The organism is Ectothiorhodospira haloalkaliphila ATCC 51935, assembly GCF_000633935.1.
Lineage (GTDB): Bacteria > Pseudomonadota > Gammaproteobacteria > Ectothiorhodospirales > Ectothiorhodospiraceae > Ectothiorhodospira > Ectothiorhodospira haloalkaliphila.
This window is the reverse complement of the sequence record NZ_KK214996.1, coordinates 504531-528304: the sequence shown is the minus strand read 5'-3', so window position 1 is coordinate 528304 and position 23774 is coordinate 504531. Positions and strand designations below refer to the sequence as shown.

The window sequence follows — 23774 nt, the reverse complement described above, 5'->3', positions numbered from 1 at the left end:
CGTGTTCACCTACATCCTTCGGCGTCTGCTGTTGATGATCCCGACCCTGATCGGGATCACCATCGTGGTGTTCGTTGTCATGGCGGCGGCCCCCGGGGGCATCAGTGCCCAGTCCCTGGTGGACGGCATGAACCTGGAGCCCCAGGCCAAGCAGGCCATGGAGGACTACTACAACCGCATGTACGGGCTGGATCAGCCGCCGCCGGTGCAGTATCTGCGCTGGGTGAACAACATCTCGCCGGCCGGTTTCACCTTCGACCGGGATGGGGCCATCGAGGGTTTTTCATTCTGGAAGGGCTCTGAACTGGGCACCAGTTTCCGCTATGGGAGGCCGGTGGGGGACCTGATCGCCGAGCGATTGCCCATCACGCTGCTGCTGAACGTGTTGTCCATTCCCATCATCTACATCATCGCCATCGCCGTGGGAGTGCAGGCCGCCACCCGGCGCGGCGGCAGCTTCGATACCGGCTCCGGCGTGGTGCTGCTGGGCCTGTGGTCGGTGCCCACCATGCTGGCCGGGGTGCTGCTCATCGGTTTCTTCGCCTCGGAACAATTCTGGCGCTGGTTCCCCACCGGGGGCATCAATCGTCGCGAGGCCCTGGACATGACCTTCCTGCCCCACTGGGGCACGGCCACCGACCTGCTGATGTTGTTCCTGCTGGCGGGCCTGGGAGCCGCCCTGATGGTCTGGCTGGCCCTGCGCGCGGCGCAGCGCTGGCGGCTGCTGGTGGGCAGTGCCACCGGCGCAATCCTGGGTTTCATGATGGCGGCCCAGGTGTCGGATCAGGCCTTCGGGTTGCTGCACCTGCTGCTCATGGCCGGCGTCGGTGGCAGCCTGGCCCTGGCGGCGGGGAACAGTTTCGTGGCCCTGCGCGTGGGCCTGCTGGGGCTGGTGGGCATGGCCATCGGCATCGGCCTGGCGGCGGGGCTGGCCCAGGGGGAGTTCGTGCGCGGCTTCCTGCTGGACCGGCTCTGGCATCTGGTGCTGCCGGTGCTGTGCCTGGCCTACGGGGGCTTTGCCTTTCTCGCCAAGCTCACCCGCTCGGCGGTGCTGGAGAACCTGCTCTCGGACTATGCGCGCACCGCCCGGGCCAAGGGGGTGAGCGAGCGGGACGTGCTCTGGCGGCATGTGTTCCGCAATTCATTGTTGCCGCTGATCACCGTGTCGGCCACCCTGCTGCCCAGCCTGCTGGCCGGATCGGTGATCGTGGAGACCATCTTCTCCATCGATGGCATGGGCAAGCTGGCCGTGGAGGCGGTGCAGACCCGTGACCGGGAACTGGTGCTGTCGGTCACCCTGATCAGTGGTGTGCTCACCCTGGCCGGCTACCTGATTGCTGATCTGTGTTATGCCATTGCCGATCCCCGGGTGAGTTATGACTGAATCGACCCAGGAAGCGCTTGCTCCGCCGCGCCAGCGCCGCAGCTATGCCGCCCAGGTGGTCCGCGAGGTGCTGCTGCGCTGGGGCGCGCGCATCGGCCTGACCTGGATCCTGCTGCTGGTGATGGTGGCGGTGTTCGCCCCCTTCCTGGCCACCAGTCATCCGCTGCTGGCCATGGGCGAGGGGGGGCTGATGGCGCCGGTGCTGACCCATCTCACGGCGGCGGACGTGACCCTGCTGGCGGTGTTCTTCACGGCGGTGGCGGTGTGGTTCCTGCGCCGGCCCTTCTGGCACAAGCTGCTGGCGGTGCTGGCCGTGCTGGTGATCAGCGGCAGCCTCAGCCACTTCACCGTCACGCCGCCGGAACTGGTGATCTACGAGCAGCATCGCGAGGCCGAGGCGGCGGGGCAGTATGACTGGGTGCTGTGGGCCCCGGTGCCTTACTCCCCCAAGGACTATCTGCGTGATTTCGGTGACACCGGGCTGGAGTCGCCCCTGGCCGACGAGATCCGCCGCCACTGGCTGGGCACCGAGGAGAACGGCGCCGATGTGCTCTCGCGCATGATCCATGCCTCGCGCATTGCCCTGGGGATCGGCTTCATCGCCACCGGCATCGCCCTGGGCATCGGCATCATCGTGGGCGGGCTGATGGGGTATTTCTCGGGGATCGTCGACATCATCGGGATGCGCATCGTGGAGATCTTCGAGGCCATTCCCACCCTGTTCCTGCTGCTCACCTTCGTGGCCTTCTTCGGACGCAGCCTGTACATGATGATGATCATCATCGGCATCACCTCCTGGTCCGGTTACGCCCGCTACGTGCGCGCGGAGTTTCTCAAACTGCGTGAGCAGGACTACGTACAGGCAGCGGTGGCCTGCGGCCTGCCGCTGCGTTCGGTGCTGTTCCGGCACATGCTGCCCAATGGGGTGGCCCCCATCCTGGTGGCCGCCAGCTTCGGGGTGGCCTCGGCCATCCTGGCGGAGGCCACCCTGAGCTTTCTGGGGCTGGGGCTGGTGGACGACCCCTCCTGGGGGCAGATGCTCAACCAGGCGGTGCAGTCCTCCTCCTTCAACTGGTGGATGGCGGCCTTCCCCGGCGGCGCCATCTTCCTCACGGTGTTCGCCTACAACCTGGTGGGCGAGTCCCTGCGTGACGCCCTTGACCCCTACCTGAAGAAGAAGGCCTGACCGTGCTGCTGGAAGTGAAGGATCTGCACACCCATCTGGAGGCCGGCGGCGAGACGGTGCGCGCCGTGGACGGGGTGAGTTTTGGCATTCAGCCGGGCGAGACCTTCTGTCTGGTGGGGGAGTCGGGCAGCGGCAAGTCGGTGACGGCGCTGTCGGTGATCCAGCTCCTGCCCCGGGACATCAGCCGGCATCCGGGCGGCCAGATCCTGTTCCGGGCCCGGGACGTGCAGGGTCGCAGCGAAGTGGTGGACATGCTGCAACTGGATGAGGCCCGGCGGCGGCAGATCCGCGGCATGCGCATGAGCATGATCTTCCAGGAGCCCATGACCTCCCTGAACCCGGTGTTCCCGGTGGGCGATCAGATCGTCGAGGTGCTCAAGCTGCACCAGCCCCAGCTCAGTGACGCCGAGGCCCGGGAGCGGGCCGTGGAGGCCCTGGCCCAGGTGCAGATCCCCAACCCCGCCGAGCGGGCCGACGAGTTCCCCCATCGCCTCTCGGGCGGCCAGCGCCAGCGGGTGATGATCGCCATGGCCATGGCCTGCGAGCCGGATCTGTTGATCGCCGATGAGCCCACCACGGCCCTGGATGTGACCGTGCAGGCGGAGATCCTGCGCCTGATGCGGGAACTGCAGGAGCGCAATGGCATGTCCATCCTGTTCATCACCCACGATTTCGGGGTGGTGGCGCAGATGGGCCATCGACTGGGCGTGATGCGCCTGGGCAAGCTGGTGGAGGAGGGCACGGTGCGCCAGGTGCTGGATCACCCGGAGCACCCCTATACCCGCCAACTCATCGATGCCCTGCCGGAGAATCTCACCCGGCGTCGGGAGGCGGCGGGGGAGGGCGGGACACCAACACCCACTGGCGATCCCCTGGTGCGGCTGGATGACCTGCAGATCCATTTCCCGGTGCGCAAGGGGCTGATGCGCCGGGTGGTGGACCACGTGCGAGCCGTGGACGGGGTGAGCCTGGAGATTCCCCGGGGCCAGGTGCTGGCCCTGGTGGGGGAATCCGGCTGTGGCAAGACCACCCTGGGTCGGGCCATTCTCCGTCTGGTGGAGCCCACCGGCGGCTTCATCCACTTTGGTGGCGACGACATCACCCGTTTGCCCCGAAGCCGCATGCAGCCTTACCGGCGGCGCATGCAGATCATCTTCCAGGACCCCATGTCGTCGCTGAATCCGCGCCTCACGGTGGCGGCCACGCTGACCGAGCCCATGGCGGTGCACGGGATCGGCATCGACAAGGAGGATCGTCTGGAGCGGGCGGCCAGGGTGCTGGAGCAGGTGCAACTGCCCACCGATACCCTGTGGCGCTATCCCCATGAATTCTCCGGAGGGCAGCGTCAGCGCATCGGCATTGCCCGGGCCCTGGTGCTGGATCCGGCCTTCATCGTCTGCGACGAGGTGACCAGTGCCCTGGATGTGTCGGTGCAGGCGCAGATCCTGGAGATCCTCATGAGCCTGACCCGGGAGCGGGGGCTGACCCTGCTGTTCATCACCCACAACATCGGCGTGGTGGAGTACCTGGCCGATACCATGGCGGTGATGTATCAGGGGCGGGTGGTGGAATACGGGCCGGCGCGCCGGGTCTGTCGCCAGCCGGAGCACGAGTACACCCGCAAGCTGCTGGCCGCCGTGCCCCGGGTCAGTCCATGACCAGGACCATGCGCACCCCGGCCACCTCCAGCACATCGCAATCTTGCAGGCTGCGGCTGTCCCCCTCGGCCAGGGGCTCTTCGTTCACCTGGGGTGGATCCAGTTCCGAAAACAGGTTCGTCAGCGTGGTGGCCTGGCCCGGTTCTCCCAGGGCAATGACCACCACCTGACGGCCCGGCTCGCCCAGGACGTTCAGGGGTGAGAGCAGATCCAGGTTGCGACCCTGATTGCGGCCGCTGCCGATGTGCAGGCGGGCGTGGGGTCGCGGGGCGTGTGGATCTTGTGTGGGGCGTGCGTCCACTTGTGTTTGCATGTCCTGGATGCGGCGGGCCACCTCGTCGCAGACCGGGCCCGGTGGCATGCCGGGCGTGGCCAGGCGCAGCATATCCATGGGTGGGGGCGCAGCGGCCGAAGGCGATTCCAGTTGCAGCCGCAGGCGCCAATTGCCGATGAGGATGAAATCCCCATCCTTGAGGGCCTTCTCCTGGATGCGCTCGCGATTGACGTAGGTGCCGTTGGTGCTATCCAGGTCCTGCAGGATCACCTCTTCCCGGTACAGCCGCAGGCGCGCGTGGTGGCCGCTCACGGTGCGGTCCTGCAGACAGATGAGGTTGTCGGGCTTGCGACCGATGGTGGTCGTCCCCTCCGAGAGGGGGAACTCCCCTTGGGGTTGGCGGTTCTTGTAGGCCAGGAGTCGTGCCATGGAGAGCGGTTCCGGTCAGTGATGCTGGCTCAGCGTGGAACGGTCGATGAATTCCATGCTCACGCCGGCGATTTCGATTACGTCCTGGTGTTGTAGTGCCCGGGGCTGGGTGCCCAGATCCTCACCGTTCAGGCGAGGGGCGTGGGGGTGGCTGCCACCCTCCACGCGGCTGATGTGAAAGGTATCACCCCGACGGCTGATGGCTGCCACCTGTACTCCAGGGCTGCCGATGGTGGTCAGCGCCTTGGTCAGCGGCCATTCCCGCCCGGCCTGTGCGCCGGTGAGCACCTGCAGACAGGCGCCATGGGTGAGGGGCGTGTGTCCCGGTGCCCGCGTTGCGCCGGCACTCGCCCCGTCTGAGGGGTTCTTGCCGGTGCGGGTAGTGACGATCAGCGTTTCCTCGGGTGGATCAGGGTCCTGATCCTCGGTCATGTCCTCCGGCGGGACGCGGGTGAACAGCAGTTCGTGACTGCCGATGGCGATTCTGTCACCTTCGAGCAGGACCCGCTTGCGTACGGACTGATCGTTCACCAGGGTGCCGTTGGTGCTGTTCAGATCTTCCAGGATGATGTCATTGAGCAGGGGGATCAGCTGGGCGTGATAGCCGCTGACCGCCAGGTTGTCCAGGCGGATGTCGTTGTCAGGGCGGCGACCGATGGTGATGGGCTTGTTGCCCAGGGCCACGGTGCCTCTGAGGGTTTCACCGGTGTTGATGATCAGTCGGGGAAGTGACTTCATGGCCATGAGCTTACCGTCGCAGACCCAGGAGTCGATGATACCAGCGACCCCGCGTTCGCGAGGCCAACGAGGTGCGCCCGATCAGCACCGAGACGTTGTCCCGGCCACCCGACTCGTTCGCGTGTCGTACCAGTTCCCGGGAGGCCTCGTGCGGGTCGGCCTGATGGCGGCCGAGAACGTCCTCGATCATGGCATCCTCCAGCATGTCATTGAGGCCATCGGAGCATAGCAGGTAGATGTCGCCGGGCATGACCAGTTCCTCGCGGATGTCCACCGCCACGCTGGAGTCGATCCCCAGGGCGCGGGTGACCAGGTTGCGGTTCAATGATGTCCGTGCCTGGTCGGCGCTGCACAGGCCCCGGTCCACCAGTTCCTGGATGAGGGTGTGATCCACGGTGAGCTGTTCCAGCTCGCCGTTGCGAAAGCGATAGATCCGGGAGTCCCCCACGTGGGCGAGAATGATGCGCCCGGGACGCAACAGGGCCACGGCCAGGGTGGTTCCCATGCCGGCGTTGCCCACGTTATCCGCGGCGGCCTCATGAATCGCCCGGTTGGCCTGGATGACGGCCTCGCGCACCTGCAGGCTGATCTCATCGTTGCTTTCCCCCTGGCCGCCCCCGGCGCGGGCCAGGCTCTGGCGTAATTCGGCAATGATGGTGTCCACGGCGATGCGGCTGGCCACATCCCCCCCGGAATGCCCCCCCATGCCATCGGCCAGCACCATGAGGCCCAGTTCCGCGTCCTCGCCGATGGCATCTTCATTTCTTGCCCGTGTGCGTCCCGGGTCGGTACATCCGGCAATCTGCAGCGTCTCTTTCAGGGTCATCCGGGCTGTCGCCGTCTGCGTGCGGTGAGGTGGTCAAGGAACTCTCAGGATAGCCTCGCCCGTTTGCCGATGCCATCACAGAATAGCGCGAAAGGTGGCAATCGGTGGGGTGACCGGCCACCCGGGGCCAATGTTCGGCTTCAGGCAGAGACTGCCTCACCGCTGGTGCGGATGATCAGGGTCTGGCCCGGGCGCAGGATGTCGGAGGTGGACAGTTCGTTCCAGCGGGCCAGGTCCCGGACAGTCACGCCATGATGGCGGGCCACATGCCAGAGGGTGTCGCCGGGTTTGACCGTGTATTCCACCTGGCGGGTGGGTTCGTTGCCTTGAGTCGGGCCCGCGGCGACCTGCCGGCTGACGCCCGGGGACGGGATCAGCAGATGATCGCCGGCACGGATGATGGTGCCTTTGAGGTTATTGACCTCCTTGAGCGTGCCCACGGTCACGTCATAACGAGCGGCGATGCGGCCCAGGTTTTCACCTGACCGGATGCGATGACGCTGCCAGGTCACGCGCTCGCCATCGTCCAGCTGGCTGAGGCCATCGTGAAAGTCGCTCACGCGGTCTGCTGGCAACAGCAGATGATGCGGGCCGTTGGGTGCCGTCGCCCAGCGGTTGAATCCGGGGTTGAGCGTTCTCAGGGTTTCCTTGTCCACTCCGGCCAGTCTGGCGGCCACTGCCAGTTCAATCTGCCCCTTGGTATCCACTACCTGGATGCGAGGTTCATCGGGCACCGGTGTCAGGCCGACCTGATAACGCTGCGGGTCGCGCACGATGGCCTGCAGGGCCAGCAGGCGAGGGACGTAGTGCTGTGTCTCCCGGGGGAGGTCCAGATGCCAGTAGTCGGTGGGTTTGCCCCGACGCTCATTGCGTTGAATGGCGCGGCTCACCGTGCCCTGGCCAGCGTTGTAGGCGGCCAGGGCCAGCGGCCAGTCGCCTTCAAAGCGTTCATTGAGTTGGGTGAGGTAGTCCAGGGCCGCTTGGGTGGAGGCGTGGATGTCCCGACGACCGTCGTACCACCAGTTGCTCTCCAGGCCGAAGTGGCGGCCAGTGGAGGGGATGAACTGCCAGATGCCCGCCGCCTGACTGGGGGACTGGGCCATGGGGAGATAGGCGCTTTCGACGATGGGCAGCAGCAGCAACTCCGTGGGCAGCCCCCGGGCCTCGATCTCTTCCAGGATGTAGTGAAGGAAGGGGGCGGCACGGGCGGTGACCTGCTCCAGATATTGGGAATATTCCTGGTGCCACTCGATATACCGTAACACGCGGTCCTCGTCACGGGCGTCGGGCATCCCCATGCCCCGGCGAACCCGGGCCCACAGGTCATCGTCGACCCCCAGCTCGGCGACCGAATGCTCGCTGATGGCCCGTGCCACCTCGCTTCTCAGATGCTCGGCCTCTGCCTCGCTGGGAGGGCTCGGCAGCATGGGCTGGACCGCCTCCTCGGCGCCCTCCAGGGGCTCCCGATCGGGCAGGCTGGCACACCCTGCAAACAGGATGCAGATGCCAGTGGCGGCCCCCCAGTGTCCAAGCGTTTTCTTCTTTATCATAGGCGCGCTAGGATAGCGGGGGCGGTTCCCCCCCTCAACCCTGACTGGCCACTCTTCGCGAAAGTCTCTATCCTCCGCCCTATGTCGCCCTCCCATGCTCCCATCGTCGATCGCCAGGACGCCTTGCGCCGCTGGTATTCGACGCCCCCCGGGCGAGCGCTCCTGGCGGCGGTGCAGGTCCACCTGGATCGTTTCCTGCCGGAGTTGTTCGGTTTTCATGTCCTGCAACTGGGGCAGGTGGCCCTGGGTGAGGATCTGCTGGCCAGCAGTCGCATCAATCATCGCTTTTGTATGGAATACCGACCGGTTGAGGGCCATGTGGCGGCGCTTCCGGAGGCGTGGCCGGTGCTGGCCGACTCCCTGGATCTGGTGCTGCTGATGCACACCCTGGAACTGAGCGATGATCCGCACCAGGTGATGCGGGAAGTGGAGCGCACCCTGCTGCCGGAGGGCAATGTGATCATCGTCGGCTTCAACCCCCTGAGTGCGATGGGGTTATGGGAGATGTTGCCCGGGCGTCGTGGGAGCACACCCTGGGCCCAGCCCTGTTACAGCACCGGCCGCACACGGGAATGGCTGTCCCTGCTAGGCTTTGAGGTGCTCGCCCGGGCCTACGCGGGTTTTACGCCACCCGCTGGCGGAAAGGGGCTGCGGGAGCGGCTGGGTATCGTTCATGGGCTGGGGGGACGCAATCTGCCTTACCTGGGAGGGGCCTATGTGATTCTGGCCCGCAAGCGGGTGTCCACCATGACCCCGATGCGTCCCCGCTGGCGCGCCATGCGGGGAATGGTCCCCGGTGGCATGGCAAAACCCTTGTGCAGGAGACGTGATCGTGAGTGAAGTGGTGGAAATCTATACCGATGGCGCCTGTCGCGGTAACCCGGGTCCCGGCGGCTGGGGCGCGGTGCTGCGCTTCAAGGGGAATGAAAAGCACCTCAAGGGGTCGGAGGCGCTGACCACCAACAACCGTATGGAGCTGATGGCCGCCATCCAGGCCCTGGAGACCCTCAAGCGCCCCTGCCAGGTGGCGCTGACCACCGATTCACAATATGTGAAGAACGGTGTCAATCAGTGGATGCCCAACTGGAAAAAGCGCCAGTGGCGCACGGCCGCCGGCCAGCCCGTGAAGAACCAGGATCTGTGGCAGCGTCTGGACGCCGCCGCGGCGCTCCATCAGGTGAGCTGGCATTGGGTGCGCGGTCATACCGGTCACCCTGAAAACGAGTTGGCCGATACCCTGGCCAACCAGGCCATCGACGAGATGAAGGCGGGTGCCCTGGCCGGATGAGCCCGGCCTGCAAGCACGCGGCATCGCCTTAAAGCCCCACCGAGAGAACCATGCAGACCGATACCCCCGCACGTCAGATCATCCTCGACACCGAAACCACCGGCCTGGAGCCGGCGCAGGGGCATCGCATCATCGAGATCGGTTGCGTGGAGATGGTCAAGCGCCGGCTGACCCGCCGACACTATCACCAGTATCTGCAGCCTGACCGGGAGGTGGATGCCGGTGCCGAGGAGGTCCACGGCATCAGCAATGCCTTTCTGGCAGACAAACCCCGCTTTGCGGACGTGGTGGAAGACTTCCTCGAATTCATCCGTGGCGCCGAGTTGATCATCCACAATGCCCCCTTCGATGTGGGATTCATCAATCACGAGCTCAAGCTGCTGGGGGCAGACCGGGGGTGCGTGGAAGACCACTGCACGATCACCGACTCTCTGGTGATGGCCAGGAAGATGCACCCGGGCCAGCGCAACAGCCTGGATGCCCTGTGCAAGCGGTACCAGATCGACAACTCCGGTCGCGAACTCCACGGGGCCTTGCTGGATGCCCGTATCCTGGCAGATGTCTACCTGGCCATGACCGGCGGGCAGAAGACCCTGTCCCTGGGGGGCGACGCGGAAGGGGAGGGGGCAACCGGGCCTGCCGAGGTGGCCATCCGCCGCCTGTCCGCCGATCGACCCCGGCTCGCGGTGCCCCGGGCCAGCGAGCAGGAACTCGAGGCCCACCACCGCGTGCTGGAAAAGCTGGGGGTGGAGGAGCGCTGGTGAGCGCTCAACCGCTCTTGAGTACCCGCGCCTTCTCCCGCTGCCAGTCCCGTTCCTTCTCCACGGCCCGCTTGTCATGGGCCTTCTTGCCCTTGGCCAGGCCGATCTCCAGCTTGGCCCGACCCCGTTTCCAGTACAGGGCCAGCGGCACCACGGTGTAGCCGCGCCGCTCCACCAGGCCGATGAGCTTGCTCAGTTCGGTGCCGTGCAATAGCAGCTTGCGGGTGCGCGAAGGGTCCGGGTTGATATGGGTGGAGGCCGTGGACAGCGGGCTGATGTGGGCCCCGAACAGCCAGGCCTCACCCCGCTTGATGAGCACATAGCTCTCGCTCAACTGCGCCCGTCCGGCGCGCATGCTCTTCACCTCCCAGCCCTCAAGCACCAGGCCCGCCTCCAGGCGATCCTCGATGAAATAGTCGTGTCTGGCCTTCTTGTTCAGGGCGATGGTACTGCCGCCCCCCTGGTTTTTTTGTTTCTTGCTCATGGCGGCGATTATAAACGAGGGGCGGCTCGTCGGGGTGAGACGTTGAGGCCTGAGCGGAATTTCATCAAAATGACCGGCAAATCCGGAGGATCCACAATGAGAAGAGAAACCTCGATACACGGGCAGTGGTCGTCCAAGCTGATTTTCGTGCTGGCGGCCACCGGCTCGGCGGTAGGGCTGGGGAACATCTGGCGATTTCCTTACATCGCCGGTGAGAACGGGGGAGGTGCCTTCGTGCTCATTTATCTGGCCTGCATCCTGGCCATCGGTCTGCCCATCATGATGGCCGAGATCAGCCTGGGGCGGCGGGGGCGCCAAAGCCCCATCAACACCATGGCCACCCTGTCCAGGGAGGAAGGCCTGAGTCGCATCTGGGGCATGGTGGGCTGGATTGGCGTGGCAGCCGGCTTCATGATCCTGTCCTTTTACAGCGTGGTCGCCGGGTGGTCGCTCTCCTATGTGTTTCGCGCTGCGGGCGGGGCCTTCTCCGGTCTGGACGCTCAGGGTGTCGAGGCCCTGTTCAACGGCCTGGTTTCCGATCCGGAGCGTTTGCTGGCCTGGCATACGCTGTTCATGATCATGAACGTGCTGGTGGTCGCGCGGGGGGTGCGCTCCGGCCTTGAACAGGCGGTGAAATTCCTCATGCCGGCCCTGTTCGTCCTGCTGCTGGTGATGGTGGGCTATGCCTACAGCCTGGGGCATTTCGGGGAAGGGTTGCGATTCCTGTTCAAGCCCGACTTCAGTCAGGTGACCGGCGATACCATCCTGCTCGCCATGGGGCAGTCCTTCTTCACCCTCAGCCTGGGCATGGGGGCCATCATGATCTATGGGTCCTACCTGAGCTCCCGGGCCTCCATCGCCCGGACCTCGGCTGCCGTGGTGTCGGCGGATACCGCAGTGGCCCTGCTGGCCGGTATGGCGATCTTCCCCATCGTCTTCGCCAGTGGCCTGGCCGCCGACGCGGGTCCCGGGCTGATCTTCATGACCCTGCCCCTGGCCTTTGCGGAGATGCCCTTCGGCCTGTTCTTCGGCACCCTGTTCTTCGTGCTGCTGGTGATGGCCGCCTGGACCTCGTCCATCTCCCTGATGGAGCCGGCGGTGGCGTGGCTGTCGGAAAACCGGGATATCGAGCGCCCGATGGCGGCGGTGATCGTCGGCGCCATCGCCTGGCTGCTGGGGATCGGTACGGTGCTGTCCTTCAACCTGTGGTCCGCTGGCTTTGGCTTCCACGTGTCCTGGGGCGGGGAGGTGATCTACGTTGGCGGCACGATATTCGACATCCTGGAATACCTGACCATGAATATCCTGCTGCCCCTGGGGGGGCTGCTGATCGCCCTGTTCGTGGGCTGGCGCATGACCCGTCGTTCGGTGGAGGATGAGCTGGGTATCGGCTCCCGGCTGATTTTTGGAGCGTGGTACTATGTGCTGCGCTTCGCAGCGCCCATCGGCATCCTGCTGGTGTTCCTCAAAGCGATCAATATCATCTAGTGCCAGAGGAGTCTCATGCCTTCCATCAGTCGTCAGGCCATCGTGCCGTACACGCCCCAGGAGATGTTCGATCTGGTGAACGACGTCAAGGCGTATCCGGGCTTCCTGCCCGGATGCCGTTCCTCGGCCGTGCTATCGGCCGATGAGGACGAGATCAAGGCCTCCATTGAACTGGCCAAAGGGGCAGTGCGCAAATCGTTCACCACGCGCAATCGTCTGCAGCGCAACAAGATGATTGAAATGCGCCTGGTGGATGGCCCTTTCCGCCACCTGGAGGGCTTCTGGCGGTTTGATGCCCTGAACGAGAATGTCACCCGGGTGTCCCTGGACCTGGAGTTCGAATTCTCCAACCGCATCATGAGCGCGGTGATCGGGCCTGTGTTCCACCAAGTGGCCAACAGCCTGGTGGATTCCTTCGTGAAACGCGCCAGGGTGGTCTATGGTGCCCGCTGACAAGCCATCGGGGTTGCGCGTGGAGGTGGCCTACGCCCGGCCCGAGAAGCAGGTGGTGCTGGAGGTGTCCCTGCCGGAGGGGGCCACCGTCGAGCAGGCGATTCAGGAGTCGGGAATCCTGGATCAGTGCCCCGAGGTCGACCTGGCCAGCAACAAGGTGGGTGTGTATGGCAAGCTGGCCAAGCTCAACGCCCCCTTGCGGGATCGGGACCGGGTGGAAATCTACCGGCCGTTGATCGCCGATCCCAAGGCGGTGCGCAAGCAGCGGGCTGCCCAGTAGCAGCCCGCTGCCGGATTACTGGTGCCCCCCGGTATCGCTGATCCGGCTCACCTGCCCCTGTTCGAAGAAAACGGTCAGGCGTCGGCGCTCCGCGGGGCCATCGCCGGGTTTGAGGTAGTAGACGTAATCCCAGCGCCGGTCCCCCTGGAAGGGGTCCCTGAGCACGGGTTCGCCCAGCAGGAAACGCACCTGGCGCGGTGTCATGCCCTGCTGGAGCTGTTCCACCTGATCTTCATTGAGGGCGTTGCCCTGTTGCACGTCCGGTTTGAACACCGAAAACAGCCCGCCGCTGCAACCCTGCAACAGGCCGGCGATAAGGATAGAATAGAGAATCAGTCTTGCCATGATTGCTTCCAGTAAGCCGTGAATTGCAAGATGGGTCCTGTCCCGAACACCACATAGCGCGGAATTCTACACCAAGCCAGGGTGTAGCCCCGCATGGAGAACCCCTCCGATGGAAACTCAAGACCTCAAAAAGGCCGGACTCAAGGTGACGTTGCCCAGGGTCAAGATTCTGCAGATCCTGGAAAAGGAAGAGGATCACCACATGAGCGCGGAGGCCATCTACCGGGAGTTGCTGGGGGCCGGCGAGGAGATCGGCCTGGCCACCGTCTACCGGGTGTTGACCCAGTTCGAGGCCGCCGGCCTGGTGAGTCGCCACCACTTTGAAGGCAACCAGGCGGTATTCGAGCTTGAGCGCGGGCGCCATCACGACCACATCGTGTGCGTGAAATGCGGGCGTGTGGATGAGTTCGTGGATCCCTTGATTGAGGAGCGACAGCAGGCCATTGCCAACCGCCTGGGCTACACCATCAAGGATCACGCGTTGATCATTTACGGCCAATGCAGCCAGAGTTCCTGCCCCTGCGCGAAGGATGAGGACGAGGAAGACTGAGTTCCGGGCTGCCGGGCGCTCAAGCAGGGGGCGCCGTGAAGGCTAGGGCGATGCGCCTGCCCGGTTGACCATTTCGGCTGCGTGGGCAAGGGTCTGTTCCGTGATCTCCACCCCGCCCAGCATGCGCGCCAGTTCCTGTACCCGGTGGTCGTCCACCAGGGGCTGGATGCGGGTGGCGGTGTGATCCCGTCCCTTGTGCTTGCTCACCTGCAGGTGATGATGGGCCTGGGCGGCCACCTGGGGAAGATGGGTGACGCACAGCACCTGGCGATGCTCGCCCAGGGAGCGCAACTGCCGGCCCACCACCTCGGCCACCGCGCCACCGATGCCCGTGTCCACTTCGTCGAAGATGAGCGTGGCCGTGGGCAGGGCGCGGGCGGCGATCATCTGGATGGCCAGGCTGATGCGTGACAGTTCGCCGCCGGAGGCCACCCGGGCCAGTGGCTGCACCGGCTGGCCCGGGTTGGCGCTGACCTGGAAACTGATCTGGTCGGTGCCATGGGGCGTGGGCTGTCCCTCGGGCTGGGAGGACACCTGGCACTGAAAACGCCCCCCTTCCATGCCCAGGCCCTGCATGGCCTCGGTGACCGCCCGTGACAGCCGATCGGCGGCCTTGTGGCGCGATTGGTGCAGGGCCTGGGCTGCCTTGCGGCAGTCCGCCAAGGCCGTGTTCACCGCCTGGTGCAGTTCGTCCAGATTGCCCATGCCCTCCTCCAGATCGGCCAGCTCATCCTGCATCTGCTCCAGAACCTGCGGGAGTGCCTGCGGTTCCACCCGGTGCTTGCGGGCGAGGTCCTGAATGGCGGCCATGCGTGACTCCACGAATTCCAGGCGCGCCGGGTCCATCTCCAGGCCATCGGCATAGCGTCTCAGCCAGTCTGCCGCCTCGCGGATCTGGATGTGGGCGGTGGCCAGCAGTTCCCGGGGTTCGCTCAGGCGCGCATCCAGCGACTCCCCTTGCTCCAGTTCCCCGGCAAAGTGCCCGATGAGCGACTCGGCGCTGTCGTCGCGCTCATACAGGGCCTGGTAGGCGGACTCCGCCATTTCCATGAGTCTTCCGGCATGGGCCAGTCGGCCGTGCTCCTCCTCCAATTGGCTCCATTCCTCCGGCGCCAGTTCCAGGGCCTGGAGTTCTTCCACCTGAAAACGCAGCAGGTCCCGACGGTCATCCCGTGCCTGGCTGTCCTCGCTCAGGTCGGCCAGGCGGCGTGCCAGCTTCTGCCACTGGGCATGGCTCTGGCGCATGGTCGCCAGCCGTTTGGGATGGTCCGCGTATTCATCCAGAATGCGCCGCTGCACCTCCTTGCGCAGCAGTGACTGGTGAGCGTGCTGGCCGTGTATGTCCACCAGCATCTCGCCCAGGGTCTTGAGGGATTGCAGGGTGGCGGGACTGCCGTTGATCCAGGCCCGGCTTTTGCCGTCCCGGTTGACCACCCGACGCAGCAGGCATTCGCCGCTGTCCAGACCCTGTTCCTCCAGCCACGCAGAGGCCGCTGCCTCGTCGCCGATCTCGATCTGCACGCTCACCTCGGCACGCTGTGCCCCGTGGCGCACCGCGCTGCTGTCGGCCCGATCTCCCAGGACAAGGCCCAGTGCATCCACCAGGATGGATTTGCCGGCACCGGTCTCCCCGGTGAGGGCGGTCATGCCATCCGTCAGATCCAGCGAGAGTTCATCGACGATGGCGAAGTCACGGATATGGATATGAGTGAGCATGGCCTCGGGTGTCCGCTATCAGGTTTCCTCTATTGTAATCACATACAGTATCCCGGCGCACCCGGCTCAGGGTTGCTCACCCCAACCCAGCTTCACCCGGAGGATCTGCAGATAGTCGTAACCGGTGGGGTGGATCAGGTGAAGTTTGCGGGGTTTGCTCTCGATGATGATGCGGTCCAGCGGTTCCATGTCGATGGTGTCCTGCCCATCCAGGGCGGCCTGGGCCCGGGTACGGCTGTGTTCGTTGACGGCGATCTCGATGCGGGCACCGGCCGGCACCACCAGGGGGCGGTTGCTCAGGCCGTGGGGGCAGATGGGGACCAGGACCACGGCCTCCAGGCAGGGGGAGAGGATGGGGCCACCCCCTGACAGGGCATAGGCGGTGGAGCCGGTGGGGCTGGCCACCACCATGCCATCGGCCCGCTGGGTGTTGACGAAACGGCCGTTGATCCAGGTATCGAACTCGATCATGCGCACCACATCACGGATGTGCATCACCACGTCATTGAGGGCATCGCCTTCCGCTACCACCTGATCACCGCGCATGACACGGGCGGTGAGCATCTGCCGGTCATCCTCCACGTACAGTCCCGACAGGATCTCGTCCAGCCGGCCCAGCATCTCATGGGGAGACACATCCACCAGAAAGCCCAGGCGCCCGGCGTTGATGCCCAGCAGCGGCACGCCGGCGTCCACCAGGGTGCGGGCGGCGGCCAGGAAGGTGCCGTCGCCTCCGGCAATGATGGCCAGATCGGCACGGGCGGCGATCTCTTCCCGGGAGACGGTCTCGCAGCCGCCGATGTCGCTCAGCCAGGGCACGGCGCTGCTGTCGAGCAGGACGTGGCGCTGATGATGCAGAAGGTGCGACACCAGCGCATCCAGGATGTGTGCGAGGGGCTGGTCGCCGGTTTTGGCAATGATGCCGATGGTCTGAAAATGCTGGTTCATGGGCGGATTATGGTGGAAATCCCGTCAGGAGGGTATGGGCTGGATCATGGCCTGATGGATGGGCGGGGGCGGGGGTTTCTTGACAGCCGGGGGCGCAGGAGTAACATGCGGTCCTGGCACTCTGCCCTGATGAGTGCCAAGGTGGCCCATGAAGACGACCCACACGAGCAACACGCAGCCTCTCAATGATCGCGCCCGCCGGCTCCTGCGGGCGCTGGTGGAGAGTTATGTCCGCGAGGGTCAGCCGGTAGGGTCGCGTACCCTGGCGCGCACCGCAGGCCTGGATCTGAGTCCCGCCTCGATCCGCAACGTCATGTCGGATCTGGAGGAGATGGGGCTGGTCAGTTCGCCTCATACCTCGGCCGGTCGGGTGCCCACGGCCCAGGGATATCGCCTGTTCGTGGACTCGCTGCTGGAGATCAAGCCCCTGGACAGCCAGGAAGTACGCACCCTCAAGGAGCGCCTGAACCCGGAGCTGGATACCAAGTCGCTGGTGGAGTCGGCGTCCGATCTGCTTTCCGCAGTCACGCAGATGGCCGGCATGGTGCGGGTGCCGCGGCGAGATCATGCCGCCCTGGTACAGATCGAATTTCTCAAGTTATCAGGGCGCCAGGTGCTGGCGATCCTGGTGATGAACAAGAACGAAGTGCAAAACCGCATCCTGCAACTGGATCGGGAATATTCCCACAGCGAGTTGCAGCAGATGGCCAACTATCTCAATGAGCACCTGGCGGGGCTGGACCTGCGCCAGGCCCGTGAGCAGGTGCTGCGGGAGATGAAGGCGGTGCGCGAGCACATGAACACGATGATGCTGGCCGCCATTCAGCTGGGTGAGCAGGCCTTCAGTGACCAGGAGCAGGACGACCAGGTGGTGTTCACGGGGCAGATTCACCTGCTGGACTACGCGGAACTGTCCAGCGTGGAGAAGTTGCGCAGCCTGTTCGAGGCCTTCACCGAAAAACGGGATCTGCTAACGTTGCTGGATACCTGCATCAGTGCCCAGGGTGTGCAGATCTTCATTGGTCAGGAATCGGGCCACAAGGTGCTGGATGACTGCAGCGTCGTGACGGCGCCTTACAACGTGGGCGGCCAGGTGGTGGGCGTGCTGGGGGTGATCGGGCCCACCCGCATGGCCTATGAGCGCATCATCCCGGTGGTGGACATTACCGCCAAGCTGTTGGGCGCGGCCTTGAATTCCCGAAATTGAATCCCACATAGGTGGCAGGAGAGAGCCTCGGGGCTGGCGGCGGTGGCCGTCTGGCACTCCGTGGCTTTGTCATGTCGAGAACAAGGGCCCCGCGCCGGGAGCGGGGGGCCAGGAACCAGTCACGTAATAGCCGAGCGGAGTTTTCATGGCGAACGACGAACACAAAGATGATGCGCAGGCCGCAGAGGATACCGCGGCCCCGCAGGAGCAGCAGACCGAATTCAATCCAGCCACGCTGCTCAAGCAGCTGGAAGAGGCCCAGGCCGAGGCTCGGGAATACTGGGACAAGCTGGTGCGCAGTCAGGCGGAACTGGAAAACCTGCGCAAGCGCGCCAAGCGCGACGTGGAGCAGGCCCACAAGTACGCCCTGGAGAAATTCGCCGGCGAATTGCTGCCGGTGCGCGACAGCCTGGAGATGGGGCTGGACGCGGCCCAGGGTGAGGCGGATGTGAACAAGATCCGCGAAGGCACCGAGCTGACCCTGAAGATGCTGGTTCAGGCCATGTCGAAGCACGGTATCGAGGCAGTGGACCCCGAGGGGGAGCGCTTTGACCCGGAGCGGCATCAGGCCATGTCCATGCAGGAAAACGCCGAACTGGAGCCCAATACGGTGATGACGGTGATGCAGAAGGGCTATGTCCTCAATGATCGTCTGCTGCGCCCGGCCATGGTGATCGTCAGTCGGGCCCCGGCCTCCGAGCCACCTCCGTCGCAGGATCCGCCGGCCGGACAGTAAGGCATCGAACAATGTAAACGGTCAGGGGTTGAAAAGCCCGTGAGCGCCCCCACGTACCGGGTAGTCCTGACGAATATAGTCTTGAAAGTCATCTGAAATCTGGAGAATCACCATGGGTAGAACAATCGGTATCGACCTGGGAACCACCAATTCCTGCGTCGCCTTGATGGAAGGCGGCAAGGCCAAGGTCATTGAGAACTCGGAAGGTGGTCGCACCACGCCCTCCATCGTGGCCTTCGCCGAGGATGGCGAAGTGCTGGTGGGGCAGTCCGCCAAGCGCCAGGCGGTGACCAACCCGACCAACACCCTGTTTGCGGTCAAGCGTCTGATCGGGCGGCGTTTCGAGGAGCCCGAGGTGCAAAAGGACATCAACATGGTGCCCTACAAGATCATCAAGGCGGACAACAACGACGCCTGGGTGGAAGTCCGTGGCAAGAAGATGGCGCCGCCGGAGATCTCCGCCCGCGTGCTGCAGAAGATGAAGAAAACCGCCGAGGACTACCTGGGTGAATCGGTCACCGACGCTGTCATTACGGTGCCGGCCTACTTCAACGATTCCCAGCGCCAGGCCACCAAGGATGCAGGCAAGATTGCCGGCCTTGAGGTCAAGCGCATCATCAACGAGCCCACTGCGGCGGCCCTGGCCTATGGTCTGGACAAGAGCCGTGGCGACAGCAAGGTGGCCGTGTATGACCTGGGCGGCGGCACCTTCGACGTGTCCATCATCGAGATCGCCGAGGTGGACGGCGAGCATCAGTTCGAGGTGCTGGCCACCAACGGTGACACCTTCCTGGGTGGCGAGGACTTTGACACCCGCCTGATCGATTACCTGGCTTCCGAGTTCAAGAAGGAGCAGGGCATCGATCTCAAGGGCGATCCGCTGGCCATGCAGCGCCTCAAGGAAGCCGCCGAGAAGGCCAAGATCGAGCTGTCCTCCAGCCAGCAGACCGACGTGAACCTGCCCTACATCACGGCCGACAACACCGGGCCCAAGCACCTGAACATCAAGGTGTCCAGGGCGAAGCTGGAATCCCTGGTGGAAGAGCTCATCAAGCGCACCATCGAGCCCTGCAAGGTGGCCCTGAAGGATGCCGGCCTGTCCGTGTCCGACGTGGACGACGTGATCCTGGTGGGTGGTCAGACCCGCATGCCCAAGGTGCAGGAGGCGGTGAAGGACTTCTTTGGCAAGGATCCGCGCCGCGACGTGAATCCGGACGAGGCCGTGGCCGTGGGCGCCGCCATCCAGGGCGGTGTGCTGGGCGGCGACGTGAAGGACGTGCTGCTGCTGGACGTGACCCCGCTGTCCCTGGGCATCGAGACCCTGGGTGGCGTGATGACCAAGCTCATCGAAAAGAACACCACCATTCCCACCAAGGCGAATCAGGTGTTCTCCACCGCCGAGGACAATCAGACGGCGGTCACCGTGCATGTGCTGCAGGGTGAGCGGGAGCAGGCCGCGGCCAACAAGTCCCTGGGCCGCTTTGACCTGACGGACATCCCGCCGGCGCCGCGTGGTGTGCCGCAGGTGGAGGTGACCTTCGACATCGACGCCAACGGCATCCTGAACGTGTCCGCCAAGGACAAGGCCACCGGTCGCGAGCAATCCATCGTCATCAAGGCCTCCTCGGGTCTGAGCGAGGACGAGATCGACAAGATGGTCAAGGACGCCGAGGCCCACGCCGAGGAAGACAAGCGCTTCCATGAACTGGTGGGTGTGCGCAACCAGGCCGACAACCTGATTCACTCGGTGGAGAAGACCCTCAAGGACATGGGCGACCAGGTGGAGGCCGACGAGAAGTCCAGCATCGAGTCCGCCCTTAACGACCTGCGTGAGGCCATGAAGGGTGATAGCAAGGAGGATATCGAGGCCAAGACGCAGAAGTTGACCGAGGTCTCCGGTAAACTGGCCGAGCGCATGTATGCTCAGCAGGCTGACCAGGGAGGCGCCGAGGGCGCGACCGCGGGTGCCGGTGAGCAGTCCGGCGGCCAGGGCCAGCAGTCCACACAGGATGATGTGGTGGATGCCGAGTTCGAGGAAGTGGACGACAAGAAGAAGTAAACCCGCACGCGGGGCCGCTACATGGGGTCCCGTGTCAGGCAATCAGGGTCCGCTGGCTGTCTTTATCCCCTTCGGGGGAGGAAGGCGGCCTGCGGGCTTTACCGTTTCTGAGTGACCCACGGTAATCATGGCAAAACGCGACTATTACGAAGTCCTGGGGGTGGCGAAGAACGCCAGCGAGGACGCGCTCAAGAAGGCCTTCCGTCGGATGGCCATGAAATATCACCCGGACCGCAATCCAGGCGACAAGCAGGCGGAGGACCGCTTCAAGGAGGCTCGGGAGGCCTATGAAGTGCTCTCCGACGCCCGCAAGCGGGCCGCCTACGATCAGTTCGGTCACGCCGGCGTGGACGGCGTCCGCGGTGGTGGCGGCGGCCCTGGGGCTGGCGGGGGCAGCTTCAGCGATATCTTCGAGGACATCTTCGGCGATATCTTCGGGACCAGCGCCCGGGGCGGTGGCGGCAGTGGCGCCTTCCGCGGGTCCGATCTCCAGTACAACCTGGAGATGACCCTGGAGGAGGCGGTGTTCGGCACGGACGTGAAGATCCGCGTGCCCACCCTGTCCACCTGCAAGGCCTGTAACGGCAGTGGTGCCGCACCCGGTACCACGCCCGAGACCTGCGACACCTGTGGCGGCATGGGGCGTGTGCGCATGCAGCAGGGCTTCTTCTCGGTGCAGCAGACCTGTCCCCGTTGCCGTGGCACCGGCAAGATCATTCCCAAACCCTGCGGCACCTGCCGTGGCCAGGGTCGCGTGGAGGAGCGTCGCACGCTGACGGTGACCGTGCCGCCCGGCGTGGACAGCGGCGACCGCATCCGCCTCTCGGGCGAAGGCGAGGCCGGCATCAATGGCGGCCCGTCCGGGGACCTGTACGTGCAGGTGCACGTGAAGCCCCACCAGATCTTTACCCGCAAGGGCAGCGACCTGTACTGCGAAGTGCCCATCAGCTTCGCCACAGCCACCCTGGGTGGCGAGCTGGAGATCCCCACCCTCAAGGGCCGTGTGGCCCTGAAGGTTCCGGCGGAAACCCAGACCGGACGGCTGTTCCGTCTGCGTGGCAAGGGGGTGCGTTCGGTGCATGGCGGCGCCGAGGGCGACATGATCTGCAGCGTCAAGCTGGAAACCCCCATCAACCTCACCAAGGAGCAGAAGGAACTGCTGCAGCAGTTCGAGGCCAGCATGAAGGCCGGCGGGGAGCGTCACAGCCCCCAGCATGAGGGTTGGCTCGATGGTGTGAAGGGCTTTTTTGAAGACCTGAAATTCTGGAGAAAATCATGACGCCAGCGCGTATCGCCATTGTTGGTGCCGGCGGTCGCATGGGGCGCACCCTGATCGAAGCCGTTGGCCAGGCTCCGGGCCTGGAATTGACCGTGGCCACGGAACAGCCCGGCAGCAGCCTCCTGGGCAGCGACGCCGGTGAGTTGGCAGGGCAGGGGCGCCTGGGCGTGGCCCTGGAGTCGGATCTGGCCGCACTGACCGACCGTTTCGACCTGCTTATCGACTTCACGCGACCGGAGGGAACCCTGGACCACCTGGAGATCTGCCGCCAGGCGGGGCGGGGCATCATCATCGGTACCACAGGCTTCACGGATGAACAGAAGACGCGGATCAGCGAGGCGGCCCGGGAGATCCCGGTGGTCTTTGCACCCAACATGAGTGTGGGTGTCAACCTGTGCCTGCAGTTGCTGGACATGGCCGCCCGGGTGCTGGGCGACGAGGTGGACGTGGAAGTGGTCGAGGCCCATCATCGCCACAAGGTGGACGCCCCTTCCGGCACGGCCCTGCGCATGGGGGAGGTGGTGGCCTCGGCCCTGGGACGCGATCTCAAGGACTGCGCTGTCTACGGCCGTGAAGGTGTGACCGGGGAGCGGGATCGCAAGACCATCGGCTTTGAGACCATCCGCGCCGGGGATATCGTGGGTGAGCACACGGTGATGTTTGCCGGTCTGGGCGAGCGGGTGGAGATCACCCACAAGGCCTCCAGCCGCATGACCTTCGCCAAGGGGGCCGCCCGCGCCGCCACCTGGCTGGCAGGGCGCCCAGCCGGGCTCTATGACATGCAGGACGTGCTGGGTCTGCGCTGATTTCAGGCGGTGTTGACGGGGGCTGCATTGGACACCCCCGGGCCTGATCCGCTACTATCTGACCCATCCTTACGTTGTTGTCTAATCCTATCCGGGCTGGTCGGGCTGGTCTCGTCCCGCCCCTTCTGTATGCGTGTCGGAGGTCAGCTTGAAAACCACACCCGCCTTGTTGGCATTGGAAGATGGCAGCCTCTTTCACGGTCATGCCGTGGGCGCCGAAGGTCTCACCGTGGGTGAGGTGGTGTTCAATACCGCCATGACCGGATACCAGGAAATCCTCACGGATCCCTCCTACTCCCGTCAGCTGGTCACGCTGACCTACCCCCATATCGGCAACACCGGGGTCAACCCCGAGGACGAGGAATCCGACCGCGCCCATGCGGCCGGCCTGATTGTGCGTCATGTGCCCTCGCGCATGTCCAACTGGCGCGCCACCGAGACGTTGCCCGATTATCTGGTACGCCACGGCGTGGTGGCCATCGGCGGTGTGGATACCCGCCGCCTCACCCGTCTGTTGCGCGAGAAGGGCGCCCAGAACGGCTGCATCATGGCCGGCGAGGTGGATGAACGAAAGGCCCTGGAAGCCGCCCGGGGCTTCCAGGGCCTCAAGGGCCTGGATCTGGCCAGCGAGGTCACCACCCCGGAGACCTACACCTGGAATGAAGGTACCTGGGTGCTGGGCGAGGGCTACCGCAAGGCACCGCAAGCACAGCCCCATCACGTGGTGGCTTACGACTTCGGCACCAAGCGCAATATCCTGCGCATGCTGGTGGACAGGGGTTGCCGCGTGACGGTGGTGCCGGCCCGGACTCCGGCGGCCGACGTGCTGGCCCTGAAACCCGACGGCGTGCTGCTCTCCAATGGGCCCGGCGACCCGGAGCCCTGCGACTACGCCATCACCGCCATCCGCGAGCTGCTGGAGCAGAAGAACCTGCCCATTCTCGGTATCTGCCTGGGGCATCAGTTGCTGGGCCTCGCTGTCGGGGCGCAGTCCATGAAGATGAAGTTCGGCCACCACGGTGCCAACCATCCGGTGCAGGATCTGGCCACCGGGCGGGTGATGATCTCCAGTCAGAACCATGGCTTTGCCCTGGATGATGCCCAACTGCCGGACAACGTACGGCCCACTCACCGCTCCCTGTTTGACGGTACCCTGCAGGGCGTCGAGCTCACCGACCGCCCGGTACAGACGTTTCAGGGTCACCCGGAGGCCTCCCCCGGTCCTGCCGACGTGGCCCCGGGTTTCGACCGGTTCATTGACATGATGCGAGCCCGCGCCTCCTGAAGACGGCGCAAGCCGCGGCATCGCCAGACCCCATTCGCCCACCG

24 protein-coding genes are annotated in these 23774 nt (G+C 64.9%); 16 read left to right on the top strand and 8 right to left on the bottom strand.

Features of this window, described 5'->3' with window-relative positions; genetic code table 11:
* Position 1 precedes the first annotated feature (1 nt).
* From ECTHA_RS0104245 to ECTHA_RS0104235, 3 genes are read left to right on the top strand one after another with little or no spacing between them, the layout of a single operon-like run.
* On the top strand, positions 2-1384 hold the full coding sequence (locus ECTHA_RS0104245; RefSeq protein WP_025280906.1) for an ABC transporter permease: 1383 nt from the start codon (positions 2-4) through the stop codon (positions 1382-1384).
* Positions 1377-2570 carry an ABC transporter permease gene (locus ECTHA_RS0104240; protein WP_025280907.1) on the top strand — a complete coding sequence of 398 codons (1194 nt, stop codon included), beginning with the start codon at positions 1377-1379 and terminating at the stop codon, positions 2568-2570. The genes ECTHA_RS0104245 and ECTHA_RS0104240 overlap by 8 nt, the downstream gene beginning before the upstream one ends.
* A 2-nt stretch (positions 2571-2572) precedes the next feature.
* Positions 2573-4228: an ABC transporter ATP-binding protein gene (locus tag ECTHA_RS0104235; RefSeq protein WP_025280908.1), complete on the top strand. Its 1656-nt coding sequence runs from the start codon at positions 2573-2575 to the stop codon at positions 4226-4228.
* Here ECTHA_RS0104235 and ECTHA_RS0104230 read toward each other — a convergent pair.
* The 4 genes from ECTHA_RS0104230 to ECTHA_RS17060 form a co-directional block, all read right to left on the bottom strand.
* Positions 4218-4931, bottom strand: coding sequence for an FHA domain-containing protein (locus ECTHA_RS0104230; RefSeq protein WP_025280909.1), 714 nt, complete (start codon positions 4929-4931; stop codon positions 4218-4220). The two genes, ECTHA_RS0104235 and ECTHA_RS0104230, sit on opposite strands and share 11 nt — an antisense overlap.
* Before the next feature lie 15 nt (positions 4932-4946).
* Positions 4947-5669: an FHA domain-containing protein gene (locus ECTHA_RS0104225; protein WP_029762272.1), complete on the bottom strand. Its 723-nt coding sequence runs from the start codon at positions 5667-5669 to the stop codon at positions 4947-4949.
* 10 nt (positions 5670-5679) lie between these two features.
* Positions 5680-6495 carry a Stp1/IreP family PP2C-type Ser/Thr phosphatase gene (locus ECTHA_RS17065; RefSeq protein ID WP_035369121.1) on the bottom strand — a complete coding sequence of 272 codons (816 nt, stop codon included), beginning with the start codon at positions 6493-6495 and terminating at the stop codon, positions 5680-5682.
* 140 nt (positions 6496-6635) lie between these two features.
* Positions 6636-8045: a LysM peptidoglycan-binding domain-containing protein gene (locus ECTHA_RS17060; protein ID WP_029762274.1), complete on the bottom strand. Its 1410-nt coding sequence runs from the start codon at positions 8043-8045 to the stop codon at positions 6636-6638.
* Positions 8046-8126: 81 nt separating this feature from the next.
* Between ECTHA_RS17060 and ECTHA_RS17055 the strand changes: the two genes are divergently transcribed.
* Genes ECTHA_RS17055 through dnaQ form a run of 3 tightly spaced genes read left to right on the top strand, consistent with a single transcriptional unit; the run spans position 8127 to position 10097 of the window.
* Positions 8127-8885 carry a class I SAM-dependent methyltransferase gene (locus tag ECTHA_RS17055; protein ID WP_025280912.1) on the top strand — a complete coding sequence of 253 codons (759 nt, stop codon included), beginning with the start codon at positions 8127-8129 and terminating at the stop codon, positions 8883-8885.
* Positions 8878-9333 carry a ribonuclease HI gene (rnhA, locus tag ECTHA_RS0104205; protein WP_025280913.1) on the top strand — a complete coding sequence of 152 codons (456 nt, stop codon included), beginning with the start codon at positions 8878-8880 and terminating at the stop codon, positions 9331-9333. The genes ECTHA_RS17055 and rnhA overlap by 8 nt, the downstream gene beginning before the upstream one ends.
* Positions 9334-9383: 50 nt before the next feature.
* Positions 9384-10097, top strand: coding sequence for a DNA polymerase III subunit epsilon (gene dnaQ, locus ECTHA_RS0104200; protein ID WP_025280914.1), 714 nt, complete (start codon positions 9384-9386; stop codon positions 10095-10097).
* Between the two features lie 4 nt (positions 10098-10101).
* Here the strand turns inward: dnaQ and smpB are convergent, their stop codons facing one another.
* On the bottom strand, positions 10102-10578 hold the full coding sequence (gene smpB, locus ECTHA_RS0104195; RefSeq protein WP_025280915.1) for an SsrA-binding protein SmpB: 477 nt from the start codon (positions 10576-10578) through the stop codon (positions 10102-10104).
* 96 nt (positions 10579-10674) lie between these two features.
* On the opposite strand from smpB, the gene ECTHA_RS0104190 reads away from it, so the two are divergent.
* The 3 genes from ECTHA_RS0104190 to ECTHA_RS0104180 are packed head-to-tail and all read left to right on the top strand — an operon-like array spanning position 10675 to position 12799.
* Positions 10675-12066 (top strand): sodium-dependent transporter, encoded by a 1392-nt coding sequence (locus ECTHA_RS0104190; RefSeq protein WP_026623526.1) that lies wholly within the window; start codon positions 10675-10677, stop codon positions 12064-12066.
* 15 nt (positions 12067-12081) lie between these two features.
* Complete coding sequence (locus ECTHA_RS0104185; protein WP_025280917.1) at positions 12082-12519, top strand: type II toxin-antitoxin system RatA family toxin; 438 nt, start codon at positions 12082-12084, stop codon at positions 12517-12519.
* A complete protein-coding gene (locus ECTHA_RS0104180; protein WP_026623525.1) occupies positions 12506-12799 on the top strand; it encodes an RnfH family protein in 294 nt (97 codons plus the stop codon). Before ECTHA_RS0104185 ends, ECTHA_RS0104180 begins: the two co-directional genes overlap by 14 nt.
* Positions 12800-12814: 15 nt before the next feature.
* Here the strand turns inward: ECTHA_RS0104180 and ECTHA_RS0104175 are convergent, their stop codons facing one another.
* Entirely contained in the window at positions 12815-13144 is a 330-nt protein-coding gene (locus ECTHA_RS0104175; protein WP_026623524.1) for an outer membrane protein assembly factor BamE, read from the bottom strand.
* A 109-nt stretch (positions 13145-13253) separates the two neighbouring features.
* On the opposite strand from ECTHA_RS0104175, the gene fur reads away from it, so the two are divergent.
* Positions 13254-13694: a ferric iron uptake transcriptional regulator gene (gene fur / locus ECTHA_RS0104170; protein ID WP_025280918.1), complete on the top strand. Its 441-nt coding sequence runs from the start codon at positions 13254-13256 to the stop codon at positions 13692-13694.
* Positions 13695-13736: 42 nt separating this feature from the next.
* Here fur and recN read toward each other — a convergent pair whose 3' ends face one another.
* The gene (gene recN, locus ECTHA_RS0104165) at positions 13737-15410 is read right to left on the bottom strand and encodes a DNA repair protein RecN (RefSeq protein ID WP_025280919.1); all 1674 of its coding nucleotides are present in this window, start codon (positions 15408-15410) and stop codon (positions 13737-13739) included.
* 66 nt (positions 15411-15476) lie between these two features.
* The gene (locus ECTHA_RS0104160) at positions 15477-16358 is read right to left on the bottom strand and encodes an NAD(+) kinase (RefSeq protein ID WP_025280920.1); all 882 of its coding nucleotides are present in this window, start codon (positions 16356-16358) and stop codon (positions 15477-15479) included.
* Positions 16359-16506: 148 nt separating this feature from the next.
* Between ECTHA_RS0104160 and hrcA the strand changes: the two genes are divergently transcribed.
* The 6 genes from hrcA (at position 16507) to carA (ending at position 23730) form a co-directional block, all read left to right on the top strand.
* Positions 16507-17565 carry a heat-inducible transcriptional repressor HrcA gene (gene hrcA / locus ECTHA_RS0104155; protein ID WP_025280921.1) on the top strand — a complete coding sequence of 353 codons (1059 nt, stop codon included), beginning with the start codon at positions 16507-16509 and terminating at the stop codon, positions 17563-17565.
* Positions 17566-17710: 145 nt separating this feature from the next.
* Complete coding sequence (gene grpE, locus ECTHA_RS0104150) at positions 17711-18301, top strand: nucleotide exchange factor GrpE (RefSeq protein ID WP_025280922.1); 591 nt, start codon at positions 17711-17713, stop codon at positions 18299-18301.
* 112 nt (positions 18302-18413) lie between these two features.
* Positions 18414-20360 carry a molecular chaperone DnaK gene (gene dnaK, locus ECTHA_RS0104145; protein WP_025280923.1) on the top strand — a complete coding sequence of 649 codons (1947 nt, stop codon included), beginning with the start codon at positions 18414-18416 and terminating at the stop codon, positions 20358-20360.
* Between the two features lie 127 nt (positions 20361-20487).
* Positions 20488-21639: a molecular chaperone DnaJ gene (gene dnaJ, locus ECTHA_RS0104140; protein ID WP_025280924.1), complete on the top strand. Its 1152-nt coding sequence runs from the start codon at positions 20488-20490 to the stop codon at positions 21637-21639.
* The gene (dapB, locus tag ECTHA_RS0104135; protein WP_025280925.1) at positions 21636-22445 is read left to right on the top strand and encodes a 4-hydroxy-tetrahydrodipicolinate reductase; all 810 of its coding nucleotides are present in this window, start codon (positions 21636-21638) and stop codon (positions 22443-22445) included. The genes dnaJ and dapB overlap by 4 nt, the downstream gene beginning before the upstream one ends.
* A gap of 148 nt (positions 22446-22593) precedes the next feature.
* Positions 22594-23730 carry a glutamine-hydrolyzing carbamoyl-phosphate synthase small subunit gene (gene carA, locus ECTHA_RS0104130; RefSeq protein WP_029762276.1) on the top strand — a complete coding sequence of 379 codons (1137 nt, stop codon included), beginning with the start codon at positions 22594-22596 and terminating at the stop codon, positions 23728-23730.
* The last annotated feature ends 44 nt before the right edge of the window (positions 23731-23774 follow it).

Bases quoted from the DNA above. Each gene is read 5' to 3' on its own strand.
- ECTHA_RS0104240 (WP_025280907.1), top strand. From the start codon at position 1,377: ATGACTGAATCGACCCAGGAAGCGCTTGCTCCGCCGCGCCAGCGCCGC.
- ECTHA_RS0104230 (WP_025280909.1), bottom strand. From the start codon at position 4,931: ATGGCACGACTCCTGGCCTACAAGAACCGCCAACCCCAAGGGGAGTTC.
- ECTHA_RS0104225 (WP_029762272.1), bottom strand. From the start codon at position 5,669: ATGAAGTCACTTCCCCGACTGATCATCAACACCGGTGAAACCCTCAGA.
- ECTHA_RS17065 (WP_035369121.1), bottom strand. From the start codon at position 6,495: ATGACCCTGAAAGAGACGCTGCAGATTGCCGGATGTACCGACCCGGGA.
- ECTHA_RS17060 (WP_029762274.1), bottom strand. From the start codon at position 8,045: ATGATAAAGAAGAAAACGCTTGGACACTGGGGGGCCGCCACTGGCATC.
- ECTHA_RS17055 (WP_025280912.1), top strand. From the start codon at position 8,127: ATGTCGCCCTCCCATGCTCCCATCGTCGATCGCCAGGACGCCTTGCGC.
- dnaQ (WP_025280914.1), top strand. From the start codon at position 9,384: ATGCAGACCGATACCCCCGCACGTCAGATCATCCTCGACACCGAAACC.
- smpB (WP_025280915.1), bottom strand. From the start codon at position 10,578: ATGAGCAAGAAACAAAAAAACCAGGGGGGCGGCAGTACCATCGCCCTG.
- ECTHA_RS0104190 (WP_026623526.1), top strand. From the start codon at position 10,675: ATGAGAAGAGAAACCTCGATACACGGGCAGTGGTCGTCCAAGCTGATT.
- ECTHA_RS0104185 (WP_025280917.1), top strand. From the start codon at position 12,082: ATGCCTTCCATCAGTCGTCAGGCCATCGTGCCGTACACGCCCCAGGAG.
- ECTHA_RS0104180 (WP_026623525.1), top strand. From the start codon at position 12,506: ATGGTGCCCGCTGACAAGCCATCGGGGTTGCGCGTGGAGGTGGCCTAC.
- ECTHA_RS0104175 (WP_026623524.1), bottom strand. From the start codon at position 13,144: ATGGCAAGACTGATTCTCTATTCTATCCTTATCGCCGGCCTGTTGCAG.
- fur (WP_025280918.1), top strand. From the start codon at position 13,254: ATGGAAACTCAAGACCTCAAAAAGGCCGGACTCAAGGTGACGTTGCCC.
- recN (WP_025280919.1), bottom strand. From the start codon at position 15,410: ATGCTCACTCATATCCATATCCGTGACTTCGCCATCGTCGATGAACTC.
- ECTHA_RS0104160 (WP_025280920.1), bottom strand. From the start codon at position 16,358: ATGAACCAGCATTTTCAGACCATCGGCATCATTGCCAAAACCGGCGAC.
- hrcA (WP_025280921.1), top strand. From the start codon at position 16,507: ATGAAGACGACCCACACGAGCAACACGCAGCCTCTCAATGATCGCGCC.
- grpE (WP_025280922.1), top strand. From the start codon at position 17,711: ATGGCGAACGACGAACACAAAGATGATGCGCAGGCCGCAGAGGATACC.
- dnaK (WP_025280923.1), top strand. From the start codon at position 18,414: ATGGGTAGAACAATCGGTATCGACCTGGGAACCACCAATTCCTGCGTC.
- dnaJ (WP_025280924.1), top strand. From the start codon at position 20,488: ATGGCAAAACGCGACTATTACGAAGTCCTGGGGGTGGCGAAGAACGCC.
- dapB (WP_025280925.1), top strand. From the start codon at position 21,636: ATGACGCCAGCGCGTATCGCCATTGTTGGTGCCGGCGGTCGCATGGGG.